The organism is Aeromonas sp. 25-248, assembly GCF_053005425.1.
Map to the genome: position 1 here is coordinate 272,890 of NZ_JBRKTB010000001.1, position 24,300 is coordinate 297,189.

At 56.7% G+C, this 24,300-nt stretch carries 27 protein-coding genes and 2 pseudogenes; 20 read left to right on the forward strand and 9 right to left on the reverse strand.

Annotated elements, in window-relative coordinates; translation table 11 throughout:
- Positions 1–471 precede the first annotated feature (471 nt).
- From ACVDHI_RS01295 to ACVDHI_RS01305, 3 genes are all read left to right on the forward strand, one after another.
- Positions 472–1,053 (forward strand): hypothetical protein, encoded by a 582-nt coding sequence (locus ACVDHI_RS01295; RefSeq protein ID WP_324062217.1) that lies wholly within the window; start codon positions 472–474, stop codon positions 1,051–1,053.
- A 128-nt stretch (positions 1,054–1,181) separates the two neighbouring features.
- Positions 1,182–2,009: an HNH endonuclease gene (locus tag ACVDHI_RS01300; RefSeq protein WP_324062219.1), complete on the forward strand. Its 828-nt coding sequence runs from the start codon at positions 1,182–1,184 to the stop codon at positions 2,007–2,009.
- Between the two features lie 481 nt (positions 2,010–2,490).
- Positions 2,491–2,802, forward strand: a complete 312-nt coding sequence (locus ACVDHI_RS01305; RefSeq protein WP_163135275.1) for a hypothetical protein — start codon at positions 2,491–2,493, stop codon at positions 2,800–2,802.
- A 1,024-nt stretch (positions 2,803–3,826) separates the two neighbouring features.
- Here the strand turns inward: ACVDHI_RS01305 and ACVDHI_RS01310 are convergent.
- A pseudogene (locus tag ACVDHI_RS01310) lies at positions 3,827–4,070 on the reverse strand (metal-dependent hydrolase); the annotation flags it as partial.
- 134 nt (positions 4,071–4,204) lie between these two features.
- Here ACVDHI_RS01310 and ACVDHI_RS01315 point away from each other — a divergent pair.
- From ACVDHI_RS01315 to ACVDHI_RS01365, 11 genes are all read left to right on the forward strand, one after another.
- Positions 4,205–4,894, forward strand: coding sequence for a hypothetical protein (locus ACVDHI_RS01315; RefSeq protein WP_324062221.1), 690 nt, complete (start codon positions 4,205–4,207; stop codon positions 4,892–4,894).
- A gap of 174 nt (positions 4,895–5,068) precedes the next feature.
- On the forward strand, positions 5,069–5,545 hold the full coding sequence (locus ACVDHI_RS01320; protein WP_447211595.1) for an SMI1/KNR4 family protein: 477 nt from the start codon (positions 5,069–5,071) through the stop codon (positions 5,543–5,545).
- Between the two features lie 664 nt (positions 5,546–6,209).
- A complete protein-coding gene (locus tag ACVDHI_RS01325; RefSeq protein ID WP_261999606.1) occupies positions 6,210–6,893 on the forward strand; it encodes an alpha/beta family hydrolase in 684 nt (227 codons plus the stop codon).
- A gap of 518 nt (positions 6,894–7,411) precedes the next feature.
- A complete protein-coding gene (locus tag ACVDHI_RS01330) occupies positions 7,412–7,807 on the forward strand; it encodes a DUF2750 domain-containing protein (RefSeq protein WP_324062226.1) in 396 nt (131 codons plus the stop codon).
- A gap of 85 nt (positions 7,808–7,892) precedes the next feature.
- Positions 7,893–8,081, forward strand: a complete 189-nt coding sequence (locus ACVDHI_RS01335; protein ID WP_048208017.1) for a hypothetical protein — start codon at positions 7,893–7,895, stop codon at positions 8,079–8,081.
- 304 nt (positions 8,082–8,385) lie between these two features.
- On the forward strand, positions 8,386–8,805 hold the full coding sequence (locus ACVDHI_RS01340; protein ID WP_447211596.1) for a hypothetical protein: 420 nt from the start codon (positions 8,386–8,388) through the stop codon (positions 8,803–8,805).
- Positions 8,806–9,019: 214 nt separating this feature from the next.
- The gene (locus ACVDHI_RS01345) at positions 9,020–9,397 is read left to right on the forward strand and encodes a DUF6896 domain-containing protein (RefSeq protein WP_319892781.1); all 378 of its coding nucleotides are present in this window, start codon (positions 9,020–9,022) and stop codon (positions 9,395–9,397) included.
- Between the two features lie 109 nt (positions 9,398–9,506).
- Entirely contained in the window at positions 9,507–9,965 is a 459-nt protein-coding gene (locus tag ACVDHI_RS01350) for a DUF6678 family protein (RefSeq protein ID WP_167825916.1), read from the forward strand.
- A gap of 156 nt (positions 9,966–10,121) precedes the next feature.
- Entirely contained in the window at positions 10,122–10,409 is a 288-nt protein-coding gene (locus ACVDHI_RS01355; RefSeq protein WP_081396122.1) for a hypothetical protein, read from the forward strand.
- A gap of 178 nt (positions 10,410–10,587) precedes the next feature.
- Positions 10,588–10,767, forward strand: a complete 180-nt coding sequence (locus ACVDHI_RS01360; protein ID WP_048208021.1) for a hypothetical protein — start codon at positions 10,588–10,590, stop codon at positions 10,765–10,767.
- 102 nt (positions 10,768–10,869) lie between these two features.
- The gene (locus tag ACVDHI_RS01365; protein ID WP_324062228.1) at positions 10,870–11,112 is read left to right on the forward strand and encodes a DUF3297 family protein; all 243 of its coding nucleotides are present in this window, start codon (positions 10,870–10,872) and stop codon (positions 11,110–11,112) included.
- 267 nt (positions 11,113–11,379) lie between these two features.
- Here the strand turns inward: ACVDHI_RS01365 and ACVDHI_RS01370 are convergent, their stop codons facing one another.
- Positions 11,380–11,814, reverse strand: a complete 435-nt coding sequence (locus ACVDHI_RS01370; RefSeq protein ID WP_045524056.1) for a DMT family transporter — start codon at positions 11,812–11,814, stop codon at positions 11,380–11,382.
- A gap of 10 nt (positions 11,815–11,824) precedes the next feature.
- Entirely contained in the window at positions 11,825–12,313 is a 489-nt protein-coding gene (locus tag ACVDHI_RS01375; protein ID WP_324062230.1) for a DMT family transporter, read from the reverse strand.
- A 100-nt stretch (positions 12,314–12,413) separates the two neighbouring features.
- Here ACVDHI_RS01375 and ACVDHI_RS01380 point away from each other — a divergent pair, with 100 nt between their 5' ends.
- From ACVDHI_RS01380 to tauD, 6 genes are all read left to right on the forward strand, one after another.
- Entirely contained in the window at positions 12,414–13,307 is an 894-nt protein-coding gene (locus ACVDHI_RS01380) for a LysR family transcriptional regulator (protein WP_201888436.1), read from the forward strand.
- A gap of 149 nt (positions 13,308–13,456) precedes the next feature.
- Entirely contained in the window at positions 13,457–14,560 is a 1,104-nt protein-coding gene (locus ACVDHI_RS01385) for a YdcF family protein (RefSeq protein WP_316286700.1), read from the forward strand.
- Between the two features lie 287 nt (positions 14,561–14,847).
- Positions 14,848–15,822, forward strand: a complete 975-nt coding sequence (tauA, locus tag ACVDHI_RS01390) for a taurine ABC transporter substrate-binding protein (protein WP_042014206.1) — start codon at positions 14,848–14,850, stop codon at positions 15,820–15,822.
- A 16-nt stretch (positions 15,823–15,838) separates the two neighbouring features.
- Positions 15,839–16,606 (forward strand): taurine ABC transporter ATP-binding subunit, encoded by a 768-nt coding sequence (gene tauB / locus ACVDHI_RS01395; RefSeq protein WP_042014207.1) that lies wholly within the window; start codon positions 15,839–15,841, stop codon positions 16,604–16,606.
- The gene (tauC, locus tag ACVDHI_RS01400; protein ID WP_447211597.1) at positions 16,603–17,433 is read left to right on the forward strand and encodes a taurine ABC transporter permease TauC; all 831 of its coding nucleotides are present in this window, start codon (positions 16,603–16,605) and stop codon (positions 17,431–17,433) included. Before tauB ends, tauC begins: the two co-directional genes overlap by 4 nt.
- Positions 17,434–17,512: 79 nt before the next feature.
- Positions 17,513–18,364 carry a taurine dioxygenase gene (gene tauD / locus ACVDHI_RS01405; RefSeq protein ID WP_043155533.1) on the forward strand — a complete coding sequence of 284 codons (852 nt, stop codon included), beginning with the start codon at positions 17,513–17,515 and terminating at the stop codon, positions 18,362–18,364.
- 139 nt (positions 18,365–18,503) lie between these two features.
- On the opposite strand, the gene ACVDHI_RS01410 is transcribed toward tauD, so the two are convergent.
- The 6 genes and pseudogenes from ACVDHI_RS01410 to cyoB form a co-directional block, all read right to left on the reverse strand.
- On the reverse strand, positions 18,504–18,872 hold the full coding sequence (locus ACVDHI_RS01410; RefSeq protein ID WP_128344457.1) for a DUF1428 domain-containing protein: 369 nt from the start codon (positions 18,870–18,872) through the stop codon (positions 18,504–18,506).
- A gap of 73 nt (positions 18,873–18,945) precedes the next feature.
- A complete protein-coding gene (locus tag ACVDHI_RS01415) occupies positions 18,946–20,307 on the reverse strand; it encodes an MFS transporter (RefSeq protein WP_447211598.1) in 1,362 nt (453 codons plus the stop codon).
- 165 nt (positions 20,308–20,472) lie between these two features.
- A complete protein-coding gene (gene cyoE, locus ACVDHI_RS01420; RefSeq protein ID WP_010673685.1) occupies positions 20,473–21,366 on the reverse strand; it encodes a heme o synthase in 894 nt (297 codons plus the stop codon).
- Positions 21,367–21,374: 8 nt separating this feature from the next.
- Positions 21,375–21,704 (reverse strand): cytochrome o ubiquinol oxidase subunit IV, encoded by a 330-nt coding sequence (locus ACVDHI_RS01425; RefSeq protein WP_010673684.1) that lies wholly within the window; start codon positions 21,702–21,704, stop codon positions 21,375–21,377.
- Positions 21,705–22,352, reverse strand: a pseudogene (locus ACVDHI_RS01430) (cytochrome o ubiquinol oxidase subunit III); the annotation flags it as partial.
- Positions 22,321–24,297 carry a cytochrome o ubiquinol oxidase subunit I gene (cyoB, locus tag ACVDHI_RS01435; RefSeq protein ID WP_041211612.1) on the reverse strand — a complete coding sequence of 659 codons (1,977 nt, stop codon included), beginning with the start codon at positions 24,295–24,297 and terminating at the stop codon, positions 22,321–22,323. The gene cyoB and the pseudogene ACVDHI_RS01430, both read right to left, overlap by 32 nt.
- Positions 24,298–24,300 lie beyond the last annotated feature (3 nt).

The window sequence follows — 24,300 nt, forward strand, 5'->3', positions numbered from 1 at the left end:
GTTGTTCACTAATTGATTGAACCAGCTCAGATTTCTATCAACTGCCTCTTTCCATGTCTCAATCCGGCCCCTTAAAATAGCCAAACGACAATCCATCTCTCGGGAGAACGCCATGACAGCGATTGTTGCTATCTCGCAGGTAACAGGCAGCAGACTGGGGGCTGGAACTCAGGGGCGGTAGCCTTGTCATCGCACGCCATAGCTGACTCTTTATCTGTGTTTTTACACAGTGGTAATGTTTAGAACAAAAAGAAGAAGGCAAGCGAATACGTTCAAGTATCAGAGGCAGACTGGTAACGTGAAGATTTAAAATGCATTTTTCACGGTGGTGAATGAGGGTGTGGCGGAGTTATATGGAATGCCCCGTTATCGGACTTATACCGCTTTCCATCTAATCATTGTTAGGCCTTTACGACTATGAAACCAGAGCATAGATTTCACTCGTACGTTACCGCAGCAACGATAACTGCAATGTACTTTGTCATTCAGCACCTATTGTCGCTGATAGACGAGTCAACATACCCGTACCTAAAGCCGGCAAGTGCGTTGCTGCTATCTGTTGGTGTGTACAAATTGTTGGCAACCACTTTGCAAAGCACTGCGCGCAAAATCAACTTCGTAAAGCGTCATTTGCTTGGAGCCAACTATGTAAATGGCACATGGGTTGGAAAATTCAAGGCATCTGATGGCGCCTTCGCATATACAGTTGAGCACTTTGAGCAAACCCTCTCCTCTCTGCAAATCAGAGGTGAAGCATATAGAGAGTCAGGTGAACCTTACGCTCAGTGGATTTCCTTGTCCGAAACAATAGATGAGATGGCAGGCAGCCTGACCTACACATATAACTGCGACAAGCCAAGTGATAAGGGATCTTTTCAAGGTGTGTGCGTATTTCAGTTCGAACGATCCAATGAAACTTGTGTCCCAGATCGAATTAGAGGCTACTCTGCCGACTTGGTAGATGGAGTGCGCACTCCGAACTATGAAACAAAAATCTCTGAAGAACTTTTACCTTTCGGTGAGGCACTCACCAAAGCGCGGGAGTTGCTATGAAATGCATTTCGTGCCTTCGCGCCATAGCCTAAGTGGTTGTTCAACAGGACGTCTACCAGCTTCGCTGGCAGCCGCCTGTTAACGCGGGTGTTAGCTCTCAATTTGATTAATCAGACAGAGGAATATTAATGTCAATTCCTGAAAGAACAGTCGCTAGTATTCTAGTGAAGTGTGCACGACATTGCAGTATTTGTAGAAGGTTTTCACCTTTACAAATACAAGTGCATCACATTACCGAGCAATGTGATGGCGGCACGCATGATGAAGATAATCTTTTGCCTGTTTGTATCGGTTGCCATTCGACAATCCATACGAAAACACATATGACAAAAAATTTCTCAGCTAGTGAGCTTAAAGGCCATAGAGATGAAGTTTACGACATGGTCGCGAAAGGGAAACTTCCCGCACAAGCACAAGTTACTAGCGGAGAAATGCATGCATTATCTGCGACGATATTGGCGACACTTAAGGCCCAGAACGAAGATACAAAGTTATCGGAAACAGCTGCTGAACTCTTACTAGCGGCTGCATGTGAAGATGATAAATTAAAAGTCCAAAAATTTGAGCATTCTTTCCATATAACTGTAGGTGGTCAAAACTTCTCCCTGAAGGCGGATAAAAAAGAACAATTTCCAAAAGAAATACTTGAGTTGTTAAACAAAGGCTACGTGACTGTAGGGGGGGACTATGCGGAAATATCAGACTCCGGAATATCTCATGTACAAGAGCTTGTGAAAACCACTGCAAAATTCATTGAAAAGAAGATTAAGTGTTTAAAATGCAGCCTGCATTTCACCATATATTCTTGGAATCCTGACTCGCATAGAGCAAAAGATTTACATTGCCCTGAGTGTGGCCAATCTGAAGGCATTTTCTTAGTGTGGGCGCAACAAAGGTTTGGCTTTATATTCCAGCAAGTTCCCGGTAATGCCTCACTTTGGGATATTGGTGAATGAAGTAAAAAAGAGCTAACAAGCAAAATCAGCCGGACGCGTAAATGCGTCGCGGCTTTAGGCGTTATAGGGCAAACATGAACAGCCTAGACAAGGTCCGAAATCCCACTCCTTTATGGTATACGCACAAAACGTGGGCTGAAAAGCTTCTTATTCGAGTATTTAATTTTGGGTCAGCGGAGGAAATAATAACGCCAGAAAACCGAGGAACTAATCCAATCCCCGGGACAAACTCAAAAAATCAGGGCACCCACCTTTCTGAGTAAAGCGCTGTATAGCCAGCGCACAAAAAGATGGGTGTCCACGTTTTTTCAGGCATCAGAGATGCAAATAAACATAACAAAGAATTTAAGTCTGGATAGTGCCGCCTAGCATTCTTATTATTTATGTTTTTTGCAGTGTAGCTAGAATACTTAAATTTGACTTTGTACGATTTCCTTTAAAATTACACTATTTTTAACTTTAACCAAAGAGGCATTAAATAATGGATCGTCAGTTAGCAAAAAACCTAATCAGGTCAATTGGTGAAGAATATGGCTATGAAGTGTCTGGTAATGAAACAGATGCTGAATTCGATGTTTATTTAGCTAGAGAAAAGCATGGGATAGCCTTTCAAATTAAAAATTCTACACATGACTCTGCACGACAGGGCGGTTGGTTGCAAGTTCACCATTATGAAGGTGAGCCAGCTAACTGGGGGCCTGCTCTGCATTCTCTTAGAACTATGGGAGACGTTGTTGCATTTTGCCAAACACTTATAACATTTTCTCAAATTAAGTCAAAAAGACAGGCATAAAGTTTGAAAATTAGGACACCCACCTCTGAACATGACTTTTCATAGCCAGAATCCAAGTGATGGGTGTCCCAATGTTTTTATTTAAACATTATGAGTCATAAAATTATCATGACAGGACCGTTATTCATTTCCACATTACTATTCTATAGTACTGTCAGCTATGCTGAGCAGCAAGAGGCTACACCTAGAAACATCGAGAGTCTAATTCTAGGTGAATGGAAAGCTCACGTATTATGAACTGATTGCTATGAGAGGCGTAATTTCAGGGGTGATGGCGTTTTATATTCTCATGCATCGGAACAAGTTTTAACATCGAAATACAACATCGCCTCCACACCGTCTCCATCCGGCTTTTATACTTTAGAGGAACATATTCTAACTGACAATGGTGGCAATGACTGTCTTGGTATGAAAATGCCAGACATGAGCGACTATACATTTCATTTAGTATTTTCACCATCTGGGAACGAACTTTTAATGTGCTTAGAAGAAAAGTATGACTCATGTATTGGCCCCTATATCAGGGTGTTGAATAGCGAATCACAAAAATAATAACAGAACATAATAAAAATATTTATCTTCGTTCAGCCATTACTTTCTCTATAGGCATCAGGAAATTAGGATTTCTACCTTTTTGAGCTCATCATTGCATAGCCAAGCCACAATAATTCGGGTATCCCAGTATTTTCTCCATCTGACCCTGGCGGAATAACAAATATCAACCGAAAAACAAAACGATTGGCCATTCTCTGCACTTTCCTGTTTCTGATCAGACTCGGATTTCGCGCCTTTGGCTATGACCAGCTTTATCACAATTCGAATGATCCCTACGGCATATCGGATTTGATTGAAGTGGCGTTAGCCCTCATTTATCTGGTGAGTCTGGGTCTTTGCATAGTGCATGCGTTGCGGATATTGCACCGGTACTGGGATCAAGGTGCCTTTGGGGCATCAACCCTCCTCGCCCTCTGTGCCGTGCAGTGGCACAGTTATGACTATCTTCATCACCTGGCCGCCAGTCTCCGCATCCCCTAGGGCCCCTTCCCCACACCCGCCATCCCATCAGCATCAATAGAACCCCAGCAGCCAAACCCAGTAGAGATCGGAGAGGATCACCGCCTCACCTCGGGCGGTGAGGTAGGCCTCCAGCTTGAAGGGGGCGACCCGGATCACCTGCCAGGGGGCGAAGAAACGCTCGTCACGCCACGGCCAGAACCAGCCTACCCCCTTGCCGCCTCGAGCAGGCTGTGGGGGAGCAGAGAGACCAGAGCGGTGGCGGAATGCTGGGAGTATTGCTATGGACAGGCAGGCTCGTCTCCATTCGTGGCTCAAAGCGCTTGCCATGGGTATCCATCTTACGCATCATTCACCATTTATAGAGTCATACGAAAACGGAATTGTGATGAAAAAAGGGTTATTCCTGCTTTTAATGCTGTTGCAAGCACAAGTTTTAGCCGAAGGCGCCCCTCTGAAAGCCAAAGATCCGCTCGATTTTGTCCCCAAGGGATATGTTGTCTTTGAGAAAATCGAGGGGGATTTAAACAAGGATGGCCAGAGTGATATGGTCATCGTCATCAAAGGCACTGACAAGCGCAATGTCATTGTTGACGAATACCGTGGTGAGCTGGATCGTAATCGGCGAGGTCTTATCATCGCGTTCAATAAGGGGGATCACTATGAGCTGGCGCTCGATAATCCAAGCTGTTTCTCCTCGGAGAATGAAGATGGTGGTGTCTATTTTGCCCCTGAGCTTTGGGTCTCCGTAGAGAAAGGGATCTTGCAGATCCACTATGGCCATGGACGTTATGGTTACTGGTCTTACAAATTCAGATATCAGAACGCCGGTTTCGAATTGATTGGCTACGACATGAGTGAAAACCGCGGCCCCCTCGTCGAGCGGGTGACGAGCATCAACTTCTCGACCAAGAAAATATTAATAAAGGAGAACATCAATCAGAATGCGCAAGAAGATGGTGACGAGATCTTCAAGGAAACCTGGAAACGATTCACCTTGCCAGCACCCTTTACCCTAAAAACGGTTGCTGACTTTGATGATTATTACTACGACAAACTGTACAAAATCATTCTCTAGATACCTTGCAGGGTATCTGGATGAAAAGACTACATATATAAAAAACGGCAAATCCAAGCGAAGGCAGCGTATACCCAAGACTTTGTGAAAATTTGTACATACAAGGAACCACAGTGAATACAAACAAATTATCCAATTACTGTCAAGCGCAGTGATAGTTCAGGAAGCCAGAGAATGAGAGAGTTAATCCAACGGATTGGTAAGATGGAAAACTGCAAGGTATTGCCACCTTCAGGCATTCCTGACATGGATATTCCAGATGATTTAAAAGAATTTTATTCACTCTGCGGTGGTGTCATTCTTTTTGAGGCAAGTGACTATTGTTTCAAAATCTCGACATCAGCAGAATTAATCCCTGCGAATCCATCTATACTGCCTGAAGGATATGAGCAAGACATACCCAAAGATGATATGTCCAATGATTTTTATATCATCGCAAGAAATGGCCCTGAACAAGCAATAAGCATAAATCTCGGGGATTCTCAATTTGGCTACTGTTACGATAGCTTCTGGGACCTCCATGCAACGAGTGATTCCCCCATAATCGCATACGGTTTCACATCTCTCTTGAATAGCTTGGTCAAAGATAAAGGCTCTTGTCTTTATTGGCTCAATTCAAGCTTTGTTAGTTTGGGGTACTTATATGACTAGGCGCTTTACAAGGGCCAGCAAACGACAGGGTAACGCCAATTAACATACTGACAAACAGGTGAGGCCGGGAGCATGTGCCCACAGCCAAAAGTACCGACATATCGGACACCCGCCTTGCTGAGCAAGGCGCTGGATAGCCAGAACACAAAAGATGGGTGTCTACGTTTTTGATTTTCGACTCCCATAGGAATATAGCTGCAATCACTGCATCACCCCGCCAGATCGACGCCCTTTCGCTTTCCTGCTTGTTGCCAATCACGGCATCGTTGTCGCTTCGCTCGACGGGAGACGGCAGGAGCGAAGGGGCTTTTTTCATACATCTGCTCACTCAGCAGCCCGCTTAAAACAGTAATTACTCACTAATGTATTGAAGCTAATAGTATTTTTCTCACTCCCCTCTTCCCATGCCCCGATCAGAGCCCTTATGATAGCCAAACGACAATCCCTCTCTCGGGAGAAGGCCATGACAGCGATTGTTGCTATCTCGCAGATGACAGGCAGCAGACTGGGGGCTGGAACTCAGGGGCGGTAGCCTAGCCAGGATTGTGGCGCCAGACTCGAAAAAGATGGCGCTCAATGCAGGTTCAACCACTGCAAGGGCTTCGATATCGACCAATAATCCGGCAACATAGCCGGGACTTTTCCATCGTATCGAGATCTGAGTGTGACCAAGACTCCAATTCTGCTTTTAGTCGGCCGCGACGATTGGCAAAGAGATGAAGCATTGAACCAGGCCCTGCTGACCAGATTGAGAAAAAACAATGTCGACATTCGTTGGGAGGATCCAGCGGCCGGCTTCATTTTTTCATTCAGAAAATGGGTAAAACGGCTCCGTCTTCTTCCAAAACGCCTGGAACGATTACATCTTCGGGCGGCACAGGTACTCTATGGTATCTTGCACCCATCGTATTTTTCCTATCTGTATCACAGGAAAGACAACGCTGTGTTATCTCGTTGTGATTTTCTCAAGAAGACAATCAGCAGCCAGGGTATCGCTGAACGTGTCATCGTGCTTGCACGCTCTTCAGGTGGGCGGGTGTCATCATTGATCGCCGATGAACTGGGTCTCAAGAAAATAATTTGCCTGGGCTACCCTTTCAAACATCCTGATTCGCAGGATGAGCCAGAACGTTATCAGCATCTGGCACATCTCCAAACTCCCATGCTGATTATCCAGGGTGTTCATGATGAATATGGTGGTCTGGGTATAGAAGATCACTACCCTCTCAGCGAGAATATTCAGATCTCTTATTTTGATACGAATCATAATTTCACTGTCGATGATGCCACCATCACTCGATTGGTTGATGCCATTGAAAACTACTCGGGTTTGGTGAAACGGTCTTGATATTTATAAACAGATGCATGTGTTGAGACCAGGGACGGTTTGAAACAGGCGGGATAATCAGTTCACCTGCCTATTGACCAGAGGTGGTTCTTCTTTGATGATGAGACCACCTTTTTATTATTACCGCCTTTCCGGATAATTACTCTTGAAGTAATCTTGAAAAGTGAAAGATGTCCAATCTGTGGCTTTACAGATATAACCGTGTTGAATGAGTCAAATTGCACCACTTTTGAGATGTGTGCATGTTGTGGTGCCGAGTCAGGTTTTGATTATGATCAACACTCCACACCTGAGCATTTTGCCAAGATCCGTCATCAATGGGTTGAAACAAAACATTGCGCATGGTGGGGGAGTAAACAATCGATTCCATGAAACTGGGGTCCAAAAAAGCAAATGGCGCTTGCCAACATTGAGATGTCTCTGTAGTAGCCAGTTGTTGGCAAACCATGCAGCACACCACTCACCAAAAACCGGCACTTGAAAACAGCCACGGGTTCTATATTAACCATTGAGAAAATATGAGCTACCGACTCACTGAAAAGGAAATGCAAAACGTCCTTGCTCTTCCGTCGACAGAGCGTGTCATGCATTTCATCATACGCGTCGCAGACCAGGAGTCTGCCTGGGGATTGCGTGCATCTGACGGCTGGGTGTCTGGCGATATTGATGGTTGTGGCAAGCCAGCATTTGCCATCTGGCCTCACCCTGAATACGCCAGCGCATGTGCCACGGGTCCTTGGTCAACGGCGAAACCTGAGAACATTGGCCTGGACGACTTGATGGACGAGTGGTTGCCTGAAATGTCCAGACTGGGCATTCCGCTCGCAATATTCCCCACCCCTCAGGACGCCGCTGTGCCCATGACGGCACAAGCGTTATCGGCAGCCCTGGCATATGAGCTGGAAAACTACTAGGTGTCAGCGGTCACCCATTCCTGTCGGGCTTCTCATAACGGCGCCTGAACTCGGACCTCAGTAGATAAAAGAAAAGGAGCATCTTTTGAACCCAGACTACCTTGAAACCGGCAAGCAGTTTTTTGTTGGGTGGGGGACATTGATGCTAATCAATGCTGTCCTCGCCCAAGGGAAGAATCGTAGCGGTTTAGCCTGGTTTTTTATTTCATTGCTGCTAGGCCCGGTTGCAACATTGATATTGGCTCTGGTTCCAAAAAGAACAGAAAGTCAATGACAAGACATGCTTTAACCATGATGCTTTTCAATTTTTTGATAACTGGTGGATCATGTAGCGATTCATTTTTATCAATTTGGCAGGCTCAAAAAATCAGTCAATATGCTTGAAAAAAACAAATTATATCGCTGTGAACTGGCGCTATATGAATTTTCCTGGTTGATGTTCATGTTTGCACCGCAATCCAGGTCGTGTATAAATCCCTTGCGCCATGAATATATTTCCATCAGGCATATTCGGATATCCCGGTAAGGACCTGGTATCTGATGGTGCGATCATGCTCTCAATCTGAGGCTCATCAAAAATGAACCCCCTTTTTTTATCTGAAAGACATCCTGTTTCCCATAAGGCGGCCATTCTTGCTGATGAAGGGACTTCGGTCTGGCTCTACATGACAGACTCCGGGTCTGATTACCCTGCAGCGGACTGTTGGCTGCTCAATACGGTACCATCCCCTGAACATCTGAATGAGTACTGCGACAACAACGCACCGCCGGCAATCCTCAAGTTTGTTGTTCCTGGTAGTGAAGGTGATGCACCCCTCGAAAGCGATATTGAGCTGCGTTGGGCGCCTGGCGGTCATTCCGTCGCCCTGTTGGTCAAGGGTACGCCACTGGGGTTTATTGCACAGGGAAACAAACATGGCTACAGCAAGAATCTGGTGACTGCCAGCCCATTTGGCATGCCATTTGAACAAGAGCTTTATGAGCGGTTGTTCCCATGATCACTCCTGTCTTGTCGGCCTGTCATTCAAGACGTTCATAGCCTTCACTGGTCTGGATTGACCACCCCATCTTGCCAACAGGTCGGGCAATATTGCAGCCAAATCCCAAACACAGAATCTGCCGCAGAACAATTTTCTGTTATGCATGTTGACCGCGAGATAGGTTGCCGCCGCTGGATATAACACGCCATAACATAGAATCTGAGAAGGCAAAATGGACAATCTGGAAAAAATCAAAAACCTTATTCCGCTATGGTATGCACAAAGGAAGTGGGCTGAAGAGCTGCTTGTACGTGTTTTTCATCTGGCCTCCGCAGAGGAAATATTGGAGCCAAAGTATAGGGGAAGCATGACCATACCAGGGACTCATTGGGTCTATCGTACTCATGGTGTTGGTGTCGATATATACCGAACTGCTTCTGTCGGTGGAATAGACTTTGATTTCAACAAGCCAGATCCCGACGAATGGCGCTTAAAAGTATTCTTTGAAAAACAGTACAATGAGGGCAACCTCTCTTTCACCGCGTACCGCGAGCTCTATGAGGATGAAGAACTGCTTGACCGCGTTATAAAAATGGCGCTTGACAGGTGATCTACAACACCTGTCGTTTATCAAACCCATATCTGGTTTTAGTGGGTCGTGTCACGACAGGGCGGCGTAGATTTCCCGGGCAAGGTGTCATTCGATCTGGAGGATAATGATGGACATTCGACATAGAGAGCCCGTCAAAGAGTATGTTATCAAGGCAGGCATGACGTCTGTTTCGAACAATTCCAAATGGAATCGTCTTTTTGCGTTGCTGCATCAGAGCAACAGGTTCTTCCAATACCGGCGAACGGATCTGGATGGTTCCACATTTCCAGAAGATGGTGAGAGCTATACACCAGAACTGGCCCAATATTGGGGCAACTTCTGGGCCATGGAGTTCCTTGACGTCCTGGCATACCAGGCTCACTCCAGAGGGGCATTGCTGGCACCGGATATTGAAGATTTCACGGATGAAGCGATTCATATTGCGAGCCAGGCCGGTGTCAAATTTACCATGCTGGAGCGTGGTATCCGGGTCTGGGGCTATGTGAGAAAAGAGAGCCATCCCGTTTTCGTCTGTATGCACAACCAGTCTCTACAGGCGCAGCGGCAGGACCACTGCGCAAACTAGCGTACTGTGTTGACCCTTATTTTTCTGCATTGCGTAAACGACTTGCGCCCCAAAAAGAGCGACGAATGTCTTGGTGTAAATACATGCCCTACACAGAGTCGTGTCACTGGACATATCAACCATCGTCACCACACCAGATGTTGCAGGTAAAGCAATATGCCCGATGAAATACAGCTGGCATTTACGCCAGACAATGTAAAACAGGTTTTGACATGGGGCGCCCATCCAGAAAGTGCACCTCACCATCATGAGTCCATTGCTCACTGGTGTGAGGCTTTCTGGAACAAATACGCTGATATAGATGCCCCCGCAGAGATTGATGCCGTGATGCCCATACTCGCGGAGGTAGAAACGAACTGGGATATCCACGTTGCGTTGAATAAAGAGTCTGCCTCCATGCCTGCTGAATGGTTTGTCGCATGGTTATCTCAACTACCGGAGTGACAAGGCAACTCCCCGTCAGGCCGGAATCGCAAAATAGCACGCACGTGACAAAATAGAGTGCCGGAAGAAGATGACCCATCGTTGAATCACACCAACTGGCATGGCTGATTAACGCAGCGAAAGGCTAGCGACAAGCGCCTGATCCTCCATATTTCGCATCCAATAAGTGAATCGCCCCATGACAAGAACACTTATCCAGCTTCTGTTGACACCGCTTCTGGCGGTTGCCTTCCTCTATCTTTGCAGCCTGCCGGAGGATCTCTATTTCGACCCGCCGCTCTTAAGCTATGTCGTCATGTTTCTTGTCACTCTGGCTGGCACCACCTATGGCAGGATCAAGGCCTGGCGCGCCTCCTGACCGACCTCATCACAGATTCTCAAGGCTGCGCAGACGCTGCCTTGAGCCCGGCGGGGCCATTGTCTACAATGGCGCACTTTGCATCCACAACAGGTAATGACCATGAGCGACAACAAACCTGCCCTGCCCGACCGTCTGGCGGCCAACCCGCGCAGCCCGCACCATGTGGCAGAGTGCTTCGAGCACGAGATCGGCATTCGCGTGAACGGCAAGGAGCGCACCAATGTCGAGGAGTACTGCATCAGCGAAGGTTGGGTGAAGATCCCCTCCCCCAAGGCCAAGGATCGCTACGGCAACCCCATGCAGATCACCGTCAAGGGTACCGTCGAGGCTTTCTACGCCTAAGCGGCCCTGACCGCGCGCCCCGCCGGGCCCGCCGCCATGCTGTTCAGAACACCGGCCTTGCGCCGGTGTTCTGCTTTTGGGCTGGCCTAGGGTTACAGGCAGCCTCTCTTTCTTTGCTCTCTGTTGCCTTCCTGTTTCTTCCTTCCCTTTCTTTCGCCTTTTCCTTTTCATCTGGGCCCTGATCCGGCTGGCAGGCCGCCTTTGGCATCCAGGCAGGGCGATGCTCTTGTCATCCCTGCCGGTTTACCCAGGCCATCACCGCATCACTCACCCTCGGGAGCGCGACTTGCCGCCCTGCCAGCGTTGCAGCGCAGCCCCCGCCAGCACCAGCAGGATGCCGAGCAGATCGCTCGCGGCCAGCCGTCCGGCCAGGGCATCGAGCAGGGCGCCCCCCGCCAGCTGGCCCGTGACGATGAGCAGGGCGCAGGCCAGGGCGCCGATCCGGCCGATGGCCCAACTGCTGATGGCGACGAACAGCGCCCCCAGCACCCCGCCGAGCAGCAGCCAGGGATCGAGCCCGGCGAGCCGCTCCCAGGGTGCCCCTTTGAGGATGAGCAGGGCGCCGAGCAGCCCGAAGCCGAGCAGATGGTTGGCAAGGGACGCCGTCATGGCGCCCCGGGCGCTGGCGAGGCGGCCATTGAGGGTGCGCGACAGGCTCACCGCCACGCCGTTCAGCAGTCCCAGCAGGATCAAGAGGGTCATGGTGTATCTCCTAATGCAGCACGATAAGCAGGGCGCCGGCCAGCACCAGCAGGGCGGCGAGCGCGTCCTTTCCCGAGGGGCGGCGGCGGGCCAGTCCGAGCCAGCCGAGGCCATCGCACAGGGCCCCAAACAGCAGCTGGCCGAGCAGCAGCAGGGCCAGGGTGCCCGCCATGCCGAGGGGCGAGTTGAGGCAGAGGGCCGCCAGCACCACGGTGAGCGCCCCCGGCAGACCGCCGAGCCAGGCCCAGGGCGGGGCCGCCTCCGGCGTCGTGGGCCCTGGGGAGAGCCACCACAGGAGCCCGGCCACCAGGGTGCCGACCCCGTGGGCCAGCCAGCTCGCGAGCCAGGGGTCGGTGGCGCGGGACAGGGCGCCGTTCTGGGCGATCATCAGCGCCAGCAGCAGGCCGGCAGCGAAGGCGGCCAGGGCGCCCAGGGTCTGGCCAAGTGTCTGGCCGAGGGCGGGGCGGCCGGGGCCGCGGTCAACAAGCGGGGGGATCATGGGGTTGCTCCTTGGTTGAACTGACGAGCAGGGTAAATTGTTTTTGATTTGAGGATAATCTACCCTCCTGGAACAACATTGTTTCCATAACGAGAACAACATGAACCAGGAAGCCTTCGCCCTGCTCCCCGCCTTCGTCGCCGTGGTGGAGTCGGGCACCTTCTCCGGCGCCGCCCGTCAGCTCGGCCTCAGCAAGTCGGTGCTGAGCAAGAAGGTGAGCCAGCTCGAGCAGGCCCTCGGCTGCCAGCTCCTCTATCGCACCACCCGTTCCCTCACCCTCACCGAGGCGGGGGAGCGTTACTTCGAGACGGTGCGCCATGCAGTGCGCCTGGCCAGCGACGGGGAAGATGCCATCGGCGCCCTGCAATCGGCCCCCCGCGGCCTGCTGCGGGTGACGGTGCCCATGGTCTATGGCCGGCGCCACATCGCCCCCCTTGTCCCCGAGTTTCTCGCCCTTCACCCCGAGGTGCAGTTGCAGCTGGAGATGAGCGACGCCCGGCAGGATCTGGTGGCCGAGGGGTTCGACGTGGCGGTGCGCATCGGCGAGCTGGAGGATTCGAGCCTGGTCGCCCGCCGCCTCGCCCCCTGTCTCAGCACCCTGTGCGCCGCCCCCGCCTACCTGGCGCAGGCCGGCACGCCCCGCATCCCGGCGGATCTCGAGCGCCACAACTGCCTCTTCTACTCCCTGTTTCGCGGCGGCACCCAGTGGCGGCTGCACGGGCCCGAAGGAGAGGTGGCCATCACCCCCAGGGGCAATTTCGAGGTCAACAACAGCGATGCCATCCACACCGCGCTGCTGGCGGGGCTTGGCATCGGCAACATGCCGGACTTCATCGTGGCGCGGGATCTCGCCATCGGGCGGCTGGTGCCCGTCCTGCCAGACCATGCCCTGCCCGAGCACGGCATCTGGTGCGTCTATCCCAAGCGCCGCCACCTGCCCGCCAAGGTGGAGGCCTGGCTGGCCTTCCTGCAGGAACGTCTGGGGCTGCGCTGAGGGGGGCATCGGGATAACCGGAACGGTTCACGTTTTTTTCATCGGGAAGGGAGTAGAGTAGGCAGCAAACCAAGCATCTGTTTTTATTGGAAAAGCATTCAGGGGACGAGCCACGGCATCGCGCCCCGCACCCCACAGGGAGCCCCATGATGAAGAAAACCGCGATTGCCCTGACCCTCACCAGCCTGCTGACGCTGCCGCTCGTTGTCTCATCCGATGCCTGGGCCGCCCCGGTGCGCTCCCTGCAAAAGGAGCAGAATTACGAGCAGTTCATCAGCAAGCGCCAGGTGGTGGATCAGCTGCTGGCAGACGCCGCCCGCATCTTCCACTCCCCTGCCCGGGTCTCCGATGCGGGCTTTACCGCCAAGATGCCGAGCAACATGGAGCAGGTGACTACCCTGCTGCTGGAGGCCCACCAGCTCGAGCCCTATCGCACCGATCTGCTCATCTCGGCGGCCAACGCCCAGATCTACAACGGCAACGTGGACAGGGCCATCGCCCTGTTCGAGCAGGCCCTCACCGCCGCCCCGGACGATCTGGACATCAACACCTATCTGGCCACCTGGCAGCGCTTCAAGGGCAACCAGGCCAAATCCGATGGCTACCTCAAGCGGGTCGGCGAGCTCAATGCCGGTCGCGCCGCCGACTTGCAGCGGCTGTTTGATACCGTGGATCGGGTAGTCGCCACCCCCCTCAAGGAGCGTCAGGGACGGGGCGAGAAGAAGGGGCGCCGCGCCATCGTCACCCTGGGCTATGCCCTCAATCCCGATGGCTCCATGCACGACATCCTGCTGGGACGCCTCGAGACCACCCGCGCCCTGGCCCAGGCCGATCCGGCGGCCCTCGTCATCCTCACCGGCGGCGTACCCCAGAACCGCCAGACCGAGGGCAAGCTGATGGCGGACTGGCTGGCGAAAAAGGGCATCGACCGCTCCCGTATCATCGAGGAGAACTACGCCACCAGCACGGTGGAGAACGCCCTCTACAGCGGCTATGCCCTCGCCCGCCACGAGATTGAGTTCGCCACCCTGGTGAGCTCGGCGAGCCATGTGCGCCGGGGCCAGACCCTGCTGGAAATCGCCTGCTGGCAGAGCGGCCCGGCGAACATCCGCATCGACAGCGTCGCCTACCCGGACAAGCCCCTCTCGGCCCTGGCCAAGGCGAGCCCGGAGGAGCTGCTTGGCATCTACCGGGACGCCCTGCGCACCTATGGCCTGTGGAGCTACCGCTCGGCCCCGCTGGTGGAGCGCTGATCCCCCGGCCCCGCCACCCTGGCGAGGCCTTTTCCTCTCTTCCCCCTGCCAGTCACTGCCCCCCTGGTGGCTGGCCCCTGCACGCACCTGCTGGCCCCTTGCGCCAGCCACCCGATAGACGGCGGGTGAGCAAGCTATCCACTTTCTGGCATATCTTAATCAGATCATTGATTTACCGTTCTTTTTCTAAGAACCAAACGGCATGAGAACACCCTTCTCGTTCCTTCGCCCCCGGGGATGTTCAGATAAAGATGTGGCTTCCAACACCCCCAACAAGGAAGTGCATCATGACAGCAAAAGGCATCTCTCTGTGGCTCGCGGCCTCCATGCTGCTCGGCCAGTCCGCCCAGGCCCTCGACGTCACCGTGGCCTACCAGACCTCCGCCGAACCCGCCAAGGTGGCCCAGGCCGACAACAGCTTCGCCAGGGAGAGCGGCGCCACCGTGGATTGGCGCAAGTTTGACAGCGGCGCCAGCGTGGTACGGGCGCTCGCCTCCGGCGACGTGCAGATAGGCAACATCGGCTCCAGCCCCCTGGCGGTGGCGGCGAGCCAGAATCTGCCCATCGAGGTGTTCCTGCTCGCCTCCAAGCTCGGGGAGTCCGAGGCCCTGGTGGTGAAGCAGGGGCTCGCAAAACCCGAGGATCTCGCGGGCAAGCGTATCGCCGTGCCCTATACCTCCACCACTCACTACAGCCTGCTGGCGGCCCTCAAGCACTGGAACGTCGACCCCGCGACGCTGCAGATCGTCAACCTGCAACCACCGGCCATCATCGCCGCCTGGCAGCGGGGCGACATCGACGGCGCCTATGTCTGGGCCCCCGCCCTCAACCAGCTCACCAAGGAGGGCAAGGTGCTGACCGACTCCGCCCAGGTGGGTGACTGGGGAGCCCCAACCCTGGACGTCTGGGTAGTGCGCAAGGACTTTGCCAAGGCCCACCCCGAGGTGGTGCAGGCCTTCGTGAACAGCACCCTGGCCGCCCAGCGCGACTACCTGGCCAACCCCGACGGCTGGCTCACCAAGCCGGACAACCTCGCCAAGCTGGCCAAGCTGAGCGGCGTTCCCGAGGCGGACGTTCCCGCGCTGGTGAAGGGCAACACCTACCTCGATGCGAAGGCCCAGAGCGCCGAGCTCGGGCGCCTCGTCAACCAGACCATCATCGACACCGCCCGCTTCCTCGAGAGCCAGGGCAAGGTCGCGAACGCCGCCTCGGACTACCGCCAGTTCGTGACCGATCGCTTCGTGAAAGCCGTGGCCCAGTAAATCCAAGGAGACGACCATGCTGCAGCTCTCTCATGTGTCCGCCGAGTACGCCGGCAGGCGGGTGCTCGACAACATCAACCTCTCCCTGTCCGAGGGGGAGCTGATGGTGGTGCTGGGGCCCTCGGGCTCGGGCAAGACGACCCTCCTCAACCTGGTGGCGGGCTTCGAGCCTTGCCACCACGGCCAGATAAGCCTTGAGGGCAAGCCGGTCACCGGCCCCGGCGCCGAGCGCGGCGTGGTGTTCCAGAGCGAGGGGCTGCTGCCCTGGCGCAACGTGCGAGACAACGTGGCCCTCGGCCTGCAGCTGGCGGGCGTGCCCAGTGCCGAGCGCACCGAACAGGCCCAGGCACTGCTGCGTCAGGTGGGGCTGGAGGGGGCCGGCGATCGCGCCATCTGGCAGCTCTCCGGCGGCCAGCGCCAGCGGGTCGGCATCGCCCGGGCCCTGGCCACCCAGCCCCGCCTGCTCCTGCTGGACGAGCCCTTCGGCGCCCTGGACGCCTTCACCCGGGAGCAGATGCAGACTCTGCTGCTGCGCCTGTGGCACGAGCACCGGCGTCAGGTGCTGCTCATTACCCACGACATCGAGGAGGCCATCTTCATGGCCACCGATCTGGTGCTGCTCTCCCCCTCCCCCGGGCGGGTGACGGAGCGGCTGACCCTGGATTTCGGTCGCCGCTTCGCCGCCGGGGAGCCCTGCCGCAGCATCAAGTCCGATCCGGCCTTCATCGAGCGCCGTGAATACGTGCTGGAACGGGTGTTCGCAGAGCGGGAGGCCTTCGCATGACTCTCGCCCTCACCCGGCAACGGGCTCTCACCCACGCACGGGCAGCGGGCTGGCCCCTGCCCCGCCGTCTGACCCTGAGCCTCGCCACCCTGCTCGTGCTGCTGGCCCTCTGGTGGCTGGTGGCCCATTTCGGCTGGGTCGATCCCCTGTTCCTGCCGCCCCCACAGCGGGTGCTGGCACAGCTCATCACCATCGCAGGCCAAACGGGCTTTATGGATGCCACCCTGTGGCAACACCTGGGGGCCAGCTTGGGGCGCATCCTGGTGGCGCTCGCTGCCGCGGCGTTCTTTGGCATCACGGTGGGCATCGCCATGGGGCTCTCCCCCACGGTGCGCGGCGTGCTCGATCCCCTCATCGAGCTCTACCGCCCGGTGCCGCCGCTCGCCTACCTGCCACTCATGGTGATCTGGTTCGGCATCGGTGAAACATCGAAGATGCTGCTCATCTATCTGGCCATCTTCGCCCCCGTGGCCCTGGCGACCCTGGCGGGGGTGCAGAGCGCCAACGCGGTGCGAGTGCGGGCGGCCCAGGCGCTGGGCGCATCCCGGTCTCAGGTGCTCTGGCACGTGATCCTGCCCGGCGCCCTGCCGGACATCCTGACCGGGCTGCGCATCGGGCTCGGGGTGGGCTGGTCCACCCTGGTGGCGGCCGAGCTTATCGCCGCCACCCGGGGGGTGGGCTTCATGGTGCAATCCGCCGGCGAGTTTCTCGCCACCGACGTGGTGCTGGCGGGCATCCTGGTGATCGCCCTGATCGCCTTCGTACTGGAACTGGGCCTGCGTGCCCTGCAGCGCAGGCTCACCCCCTGGCATGGAGAAGGACAATGAGCCACAGGCTGACCGCGATCCTTCGCCTCCCTTTCCTATTGGCATCGGGCCTTCACGCCCCCAGACATGGAGCAAGACCATGACCGACAAGTTGACCATTACCCCCCTCGGCCCCCACATCGGCGCCGTCATCGCCGGCGTCAATCTGGCCGAGCCCCTGAGCCAGGGGCAGTTCGAGCAGCTCCATCGCGCCCTGCTCAAATACCAGGTGCTGTTCTTTCGCAACCAGCCCATCACCCCGCGAGCCCAGCGGGCGCTGGCGAACCGCTTCGGGGATCTGCACATCCACCCCGTCTACCCCCACACGGAGGAAGCAGAGGAGATCATCGTGCTCGATACCCACGACGACAATCCGCCGGACAACGACAACTGGCACACCGACGTGACCTTTATCGAGACGCCCCCGGCACTGGCCATTCTGGCCGCCAAGCAGTTGCCTCCCACCGGGGGGGACACCCTCTGGGCCAGCGGCATCGCGGCGCTGGCGGCCCTCTCCCCGCCCCTGCAAACCCTGCTGGCAGGGCTGGAAGCCGAGCATGACTTCACCAAGTCCTTCCCCGCCCATCGCCATGATGACAGCGAGGAGGCGCGCCAGCGCTGGCAGGCGGCCGTGGCCCGTCACCCGCCCCTGCGCCACCCGGTGATCCGCACCCATCCGGTGAGCGGCCGTCAGGCCCTGTTCGTCAACGAGGGGTTCACCACCCGGCTGCCCGGGCTGCCCCCCAAAGAGAGCGAGGCCCTGCTCGGCTTTCTGTTCGAGCACATCACCCGCCCCGAGTTTCAGGTGCGCTGGCGCTGGCAGGAGAACGACATCGCCATCTGGGACAACAGGGTGACCCAGCACTATGCCAATGCCGACTACCTGCCGGCCCGCCGGGTGATGCACAGGGCCACCATTCTCGGGGACAAGCCCTTCTGGCGCCCGGGCTGAACGTCCCCCATGGAGAGCGACCATGAGATAACGCCCAGCAAAAAGCCCGCCGGCTGGCGGGCTTTTTCATCATCTGACGGGCCTGGGTGTTGCTATCGGCCCTTGCGCTCCGGCCACCTGGGTGACCCGATGGCAGGTCTCAGCCCTTGAGCTCCAGCACGGTGGTGAAGCCTCCGAAGATCATGCGGGCGCCATCAAACGGCATGGTCTGGTGCAGGGGATTGGCGGGGTCCATCCTGGGGTCCTGCATCATCTTGCCCATGGCGTCGTCCCGCACCGCCTTGCTCGGCCACTCCACCCAGGAGAAGACCACGGTTTCATCCTCCCTGGCCGCCACCGCCCGGTAAAAGTCGGTCTGCTTGCCGTGGGGCACGTCGTCCCCCCAGCACTCCAGCACCCGGGTGGCGCCGTATTCGAGGAAGATGGGGTCAAACTGCTCCGCATGATCGATCAGGGCCTGCTTGTTGGCCGTCGGCACGGCGAGCACGAATCCGTCCACGTATGACATCAGAGGTTCCTCCTGTGAGTGAGGATCTCAGCATAGCAGCCGCCCATCAGCCCGCGCTCTGTGCCGCCAGCCATCACAAAGAGACCAGCCGCTCCAGATCGCTGCGGGTCAGGCGCTTGCTGTCCACCTTCACGTAGAGGGAGTGCTCCTCGCGCACCAGCAGCACGTCGCTCACCCCCTCGCAGGCGCGGATCCGCTGCTCCAGGGCCGGGGTGGCCTCGACCCCTTCCGGCAGCACGATGCGCAGGCTGCTCACATAGGGGGGCTCGGCCATGGTGAGGCTCACCCCGAGCCAGGCAAGGGCCAGGGCGGCACAACCGCCAAACACCAGGGGGCCGCCCCCCAGGCTGTAGAGCAGGCCGCCGAGACTGCCGCCGATGGCGACCCCGAGGAACTGACTGGTGGAGTAGACCCCCATGGCGGTGCCCTTGTAGCCCGGCGGGGACTCCTTGCTGATGAGAGACGGCAGCAGCGCCTCCATCACGTTGAAGCCGATGAAGAAGAGCTGCAACCCGGCGAGCAGACCCCACAACTGCTGGCCGCTCTGCCAGAGCACCAGCTCGGCGGCCAGCATCACCACCACGCACCCGATGAAGACCCGCTTCATCCGGCGGTGCTTCTCGGCATAGATGATGAAGGGCACCACGCTCACGAAGGCGATCAGCATGGTGACCAGATAGGCCTGCCACTGGCTGTCACGGGGCAGGCCCGCACGTTCCAGCAGGGGCGGCAGGGCCACGAAGCTCGACATCAGCAGGGTGTGGACGCAGAGGATGCCGAGGTTGAGTTTGAGCAGGCGAGGGTTGGTGAGCACGGTACGAAAGCTGCCTCGCACCATGGCGGACTCGCGATTTTGCAGGTGGGCCGCCGGGGTCGGCACCACCCAGAGCACCATGGCGATGGCGGCCAGGGCCAGCAGGGCGATGAGCCAGAAGAGGCCGGACAAGCCCAGGGCATGGGTGATGAGGGGGCCGGTCACCATGGCGATGGCGAAGGTGATGCCAAAGCTCACCCCGATGAAGGCCATGGCCTTGGTGCGATTCTGCTCCCGGGTGAGATCCGACAGGAGCGCCATGACGGCGGCGGAGATGGCGCCGCTCCCTTGCAGGGCGCGCCCGACGATGACCCCCCAGATGGCGTCGCTCAGGGCGGCGATGACGCTGCCAAGAGCAAACATCAGCAGGCCGCCGACGATGAGGGGCTTGCGCCCCACCTTGTCGGAGAGCAGGCCGAAGGGGATCTGGAACAGGGCCTGGGTCATGCCGTAGATGCCGATGGCAAGCCCGATGAGCGCCTCGGAGGTGCCCGCCAGGGACATGCCGTAGGTGGTCAGCACCGGCAGCACCATAAACATGCCGAGCATGCGCAGCGAGAAGACGGAGCCGAGCGCCCAGGTCGCGCGTCGCTCGCCCCTCGTCATGGTGAAATCATTCATGAGGGCCTCGATGAGTCAAAAAGAAGAGAGAAAGAAAGGGGTGACAGGCGCCCGGCCGCCCCCGAAAAATCGGCGATGCCCCTCGCAGGGCGGCGCCCATAATAGCAGAGCCGGGAAGATTCCCGGCTCTGGATTTCATGCATTTCAGGGGTGCAGTTCACACTATCAGGGCAGCATGCTCACCAATACAGGCGCTGCGTCCGGCTGGAAGTCCACCGACATCATTACGCTCAGGCAAGTAATGGTGACGATGGAGAACATGAACAGCTTGCGCGCCCAGAGGGAGTCGTCCACCGCCGCCTTGTAGCCCGACAGCGCCATCCCCAGCCACCAGACGCTCACCGCGGTGGCCACCACCAGATACTTGTACCCGGCGTAGCCGCCGAGGAACAGCATCAGGGTCGGCACCATGAACGCCAGGATGTAGAGGGTGATGTGGAGCTTGGCCACCGGGATCCCCTTCACCACCGGCAGCACCGGGATGTTGGCAGCCTGGTAGTCCTTGAAGCGGAAGATGGCGATCGCATAGGAGTGCGGCATCTGCCACAGGCTGAAGATCGCCAGCAGGATCAGGGCCCCCGAGTCGAACTGCCCGCTCACCGCGCAGTAGCCGATGACCGGCGGCGCGGCGCCGGAGAGGCTGCCGACCAGGGTGCCATAGACCGAGTGGCGCTTCATGTAGAGGCTGTAGACCCCCACATAAACCAGGAAGCCCAGCACCGCCAGCAAGGCGGCCAACGGATTGGCCGCAAAGTAGAGCAGTGCAATGCCCGCAACGCCCAGCGCCGTCGCATACCAGAGGGAGACACCGGGGGCGATGAGCCCCCGCACCAGGGCGCGGTTCTTGGTGCGCTCCATGATGCAGTCGATGTCCCGGTCGATGTAGTTGTTGAACACGCAACCGGAGGCCACCACCAGTGACACCCCCACCATGGTCAGGATGAACAGGGGCACATCCAGGCTCCCCTTCGAGGCCAGCAGGAATCCCCCGATAACCGAGATGAGGTTGCCGAAGATGATGCCCGGCTTGGTCACTTGCAGGTATTGCTTCATCATCATCAACCCGCTCAGTGAACCATCATGTTGATGTTGAGGTTGTACATGATCCACAGGGAACCCACGACCACGATGGCGATGATGAGCACGGTAAAGACCAGTGCCACCAGGTTCCAGCGCTCCTCGGAGGAGGTGTTCATGTGCAGGAAGTAGACCAGGTGAACGAAGATCTGCACCACCGCCATGGCCACCACGGTGCCGAGCACCACGGCATGGGAGGCGGAGCCGTCCATCACCATCCAGAACGGCACGGCGGTCAGGATGAGTGACAGCACGAAGCCGATCATGTAGGACTTGACGCTGCCGTGGCTGGCGCCGTGATTGTCAACGGAATGACTCATTTACATGACCCCCATCAGATAGACCACGGTGAAGACGCAGATCCATACCACGTCGAGGAAGTGCCAGAACAGGCTCAGGCACATCAGGCGAGTGCGGTTGCGCTCGGTCAGCCCCTTCTTGGTGATCGACACCATCATCACGATGATCCAGACCAGGCCGCTGGTCACGTGGATACCGTGGGTCCCCACCAGAGTGAAGAAGGCAGAGAGGAAGCCGCTGCGATCCGGGCCCGCCTCGTGCACGATCAGGTGATGGAACTCGTAGATTTCCATCGCGATGAAGCCGGCACCCAGCAGGAAGGTGACGAACAGCCAGGTGTTGACCGCCGCGACCTTGTTCTTGTTCATGGCCAGCATGCCGAACCCGAAGGTGATGGAGCTCAGCAGCAGCAGCATGGTTTCGGCGAACACGAACGGCAGTTCGAAGATGTCCTTGCCGGTGGGGCCACCGGCAGTGCCGTTGACAAGGACCGCATAGGTCGCGAACAGGGTCGCGAACAGGATGCAGTCACTCATCAGGTAGATCCAGAAACCGAATACCTTGGTGGCACCGGCATCGTGGTGCCCATCCTCATGGGCACCGTGAGAGTGATGTAGTACGTCAGTCGCCATGGAATTAAGCCACCTTGTTGATGTTGTCGAAATGCTGACCTTCGATGCGCTCGATCTCGTCAACCTGTACGTAGTAGTCCACATCGTCGTTGAAGCTGTGGATGATCCAGGTGGCGATCATGCCGATGAAGCCGGCGATGGCCATCCACCAGATGTGCCAGATCATGGCAAAGCCGAACACCACGCTGAAGGCGGCGATGATGACACCGGCACCGGAGTTCTTCGGCATGTGGATGGGGGCATACTGGGCAGGCTTCTTGTAAGCGCTGCCGTCAGCCTTGGCTTCCCAGAAGGCGTCCAGACCGGTGACCTTCGGCTCGATTGCGAAGTTGTAGAACGGCGGCGGAGAGGACGTCGCCCACTCCAGGGTACGGCCACCCCAGGGATCGCCGGTCAGGTCGCGGTTCTTCTCGCGGTCGCGGATGCTGACCACGATCTGGATGACCTGGCACAGCACGCCCAGGGCAATCAGACCGGCGCCGCAGGCGGCGACCACCAGCCAGCCGTGGAACTCGGGATCGATGTTCTGGCTGACACGACGGGTCATGCCCATGAAGCCCAGCACGTAGAGCGGCATGAAGGCCACGAAGAAGCCGGTGATCCAGCACCAGAAGGCACGCTTGCCCCAGACGTCATCCAGCTTGAAGCCGAACGCTTTCGGGAACCAGTAGGTGATACCGGCGAAGCAGCCGAACACCACGCCGCCGATGATGACGTTGTGGAAGTGGGCGATGAGGAACAGGCTGTTGTGCAGCACGAAGTTGGCGGCCGGCACGGAGAGCAGTACCCCGGTCATGCCACCCACGGTGAAGGTGATGATGAAGCCGACGGTCCACAGCATGGGGGAGGTGAACTCGATGCGACCGCGGTACATGGTGAACAGCCAGTTGAAGATCTTCACCCCGGTCGGGATGGAGATGATCATGGTGGTGATGCCGAAGAAGGCATTCACGTTGGCGCCGGACCCCATGGTGAAGAAGTGGTGCAGCCAGACGATGAACGACAGCACGGTGATCGCCACGGTCGCCCACACCAGGGAGGTGTAACCGAACAGCTTCTTCTTGCAGAAGGTCGCCACCACTTCGGAGAAGATCCCGAACACCGGCAGCACCAGGATGTACACCTCGGGGTGACCCCAGGCCCAGATCAGGTTGATGTACATCATCATGTTGCCACCCATGTCATTGGTAAAGAAATGGGTACCCAGGTAGCGGTCTGCGGTGAGCAGGGCGATGGTGACGGTCAGGATCGGGAAGGAGGCGATGATCAGGATGTTGGCACACAGGGCGGTCCAGGTGAAGACCGGCAGGCGCATCATGGTCATGCCAGGGGCACGCATGCGGATGATGGTGGCGAAGAAGTTCACGCCGGTCAGCAGGGTCCCCAGACCCGAAATCTGCAGACTCCATATCCAGTAATCGACCCCGACCCCGGGACTGAACTCCAGCCCCGACAAGGGCGGATAGGCCAGCCAGCCGGTCTGGGCGAATTCACCGACCCCGAGGGAGACGTTGATCAGCACCACGGCCGCGGCGGTGAACCAGAAGCTCAGGTTGTTCAGGAAGGGGAAGGCCACGTCACGGGCACCGATTTGCAGCGGCACCACGATGTTCATCAGACCGATCACCAGCGGCATGGCCACGAAGAAGATCATGATGACGCCGTGGGCGGTGAAAATCTGGTCGTAGTGATGGGCATTCAGGTAGCCTTCGCCACCCCCGGAGGCGATGACCTGCTGGCCACGCATCAGCACGGCGTCGGCAAAGCCACGCAGCAGCATGACCATGCCCAGAATGAGATACATGATACCGAGGCGTTTGTGGTCGACCGAGGTCAGCCACTCTTTCCACAGATATTGCCACTTGCCGTAGTAAGTGATGAGACCGGCGATGGCCAGGCCCCCCAGAATGATACCGGCTATCGTGACCATGATGATGGGTTCATGGTACGGAATAGCCTCGAGTGTCAATTTTCCAAACATCGA

Excerpts from the sequence above, each read along its gene's own strand:
- ACVDHI_RS01355 (WP_081396122.1), top strand. The coding sequence starts at position 10,122 with ATGCCCGATGAAATACAGCTGGCATTTACGCCAGACAATGTAAAACAG.
- tauB (WP_042014207.1), top strand. The coding sequence starts at position 15,839 with ATGCTGCAGCTCTCTCATGTGTCCGCCGAGTACGCCGGCAGGCGGGTG.
- ACVDHI_RS01380 (WP_201888436.1), top strand. The coding sequence starts at position 12,414 with ATGAACCAGGAAGCCTTCGCCCTGCTCCCCGCCTTCGTCGCCGTGGTG.
- tauA (WP_042014206.1), top strand. The coding sequence starts at position 14,848 with ATGACAGCAAAAGGCATCTCTCTGTGGCTCGCGGCCTCCATGCTGCTC.
- ACVDHI_RS01425 (WP_010673684.1), bottom strand. The coding sequence starts at position 21,704 with ATGAGTCATTCCGTTGACAATCACGGCGCCAGCCACGGCAGCGTCAAG.
- ACVDHI_RS01345 (WP_319892781.1), top strand. The coding sequence starts at position 9,020 with ATGGACAATCTGGAAAAAATCAAAAACCTTATTCCGCTATGGTATGCA.
- ACVDHI_RS01375 (WP_324062230.1), bottom strand. The coding sequence starts at position 12,313 with ATGATCCCCCCGCTTGTTGACCGCGGCCCCGGCCGCCCCGCCCTCGGC.
- ACVDHI_RS01360 (WP_048208021.1), top strand. The coding sequence starts at position 10,588 with ATGACAAGAACACTTATCCAGCTTCTGTTGACACCGCTTCTGGCGGTT.
- ACVDHI_RS01315 (WP_324062221.1), top strand. The coding sequence starts at position 4,205 with ATGAAAAAAGGGTTATTCCTGCTTTTAATGCTGTTGCAAGCACAAGTT.
- cyoB (WP_041211612.1), bottom strand. The coding sequence starts at position 24,297 with ATGTTTGGAAAATTGACACTCGAGGCTATTCCGTACCATGAACCCATC.
- tauC (WP_447211597.1), top strand. The coding sequence starts at position 16,603 with ATGACTCTCGCCCTCACCCGGCAACGGGCTCTCACCCACGCACGGGCA.
- cyoE (WP_010673685.1), bottom strand. The coding sequence starts at position 21,366 with ATGATGATGAAGCAATACCTGCAAGTGACCAAGCCGGGCATCATCTTC.
- ACVDHI_RS01340 (WP_447211596.1), top strand. The coding sequence starts at position 8,386 with ATGAACCCCCTTTTTTTATCTGAAAGACATCCTGTTTCCCATAAGGCG.
- ACVDHI_RS01410 (WP_128344457.1), bottom strand. The coding sequence starts at position 18,872 with ATGTCATACGTGGACGGATTCGTGCTCGCCGTGCCGACGGCCAACAAG.
- ACVDHI_RS01365 (WP_324062228.1), top strand. The coding sequence starts at position 10,870 with ATGAGCGACAACAAACCTGCCCTGCCCGACCGTCTGGCGGCCAACCCG.
- ACVDHI_RS01370 (WP_045524056.1), bottom strand. The coding sequence starts at position 11,814 with ATGACCCTCTTGATCCTGCTGGGACTGCTGAACGGCGTGGCGGTGAGC.
- ACVDHI_RS01385 (WP_316286700.1), top strand. The coding sequence starts at position 13,457 with ATGAAGAAAACCGCGATTGCCCTGACCCTCACCAGCCTGCTGACGCTG.
- ACVDHI_RS01320 (WP_447211595.1), top strand. The coding sequence starts at position 5,069 with ATGAGAGAGTTAATCCAACGGATTGGTAAGATGGAAAACTGCAAGGTA.
- ACVDHI_RS01350 (WP_167825916.1), top strand. The coding sequence starts at position 9,507 with ATGGACATTCGACATAGAGAGCCCGTCAAAGAGTATGTTATCAAGGCA.
- ACVDHI_RS01300 (WP_324062219.1), top strand. The coding sequence starts at position 1,182 with ATGTCAATTCCTGAAAGAACAGTCGCTAGTATTCTAGTGAAGTGTGCA.
- ACVDHI_RS01295 (WP_324062217.1), top strand. The coding sequence starts at position 472 with ATGTACTTTGTCATTCAGCACCTATTGTCGCTGATAGACGAGTCAACA.
- ACVDHI_RS01330 (WP_324062226.1), top strand. The coding sequence starts at position 7,412 with ATGAGCTACCGACTCACTGAAAAGGAAATGCAAAACGTCCTTGCTCTT.
- ACVDHI_RS01415 (WP_447211598.1), bottom strand. The coding sequence starts at position 20,307 with ATGAATGATTTCACCATGACGAGGGGCGAGCGACGCGCGACCTGGGCG.
- tauD (WP_043155533.1), top strand. The coding sequence starts at position 17,513 with ATGACCGACAAGTTGACCATTACCCCCCTCGGCCCCCACATCGGCGCC.
- ACVDHI_RS01305 (WP_163135275.1), top strand. The coding sequence starts at position 2,491 with ATGGATCGTCAGTTAGCAAAAAACCTAATCAGGTCAATTGGTGAAGAA.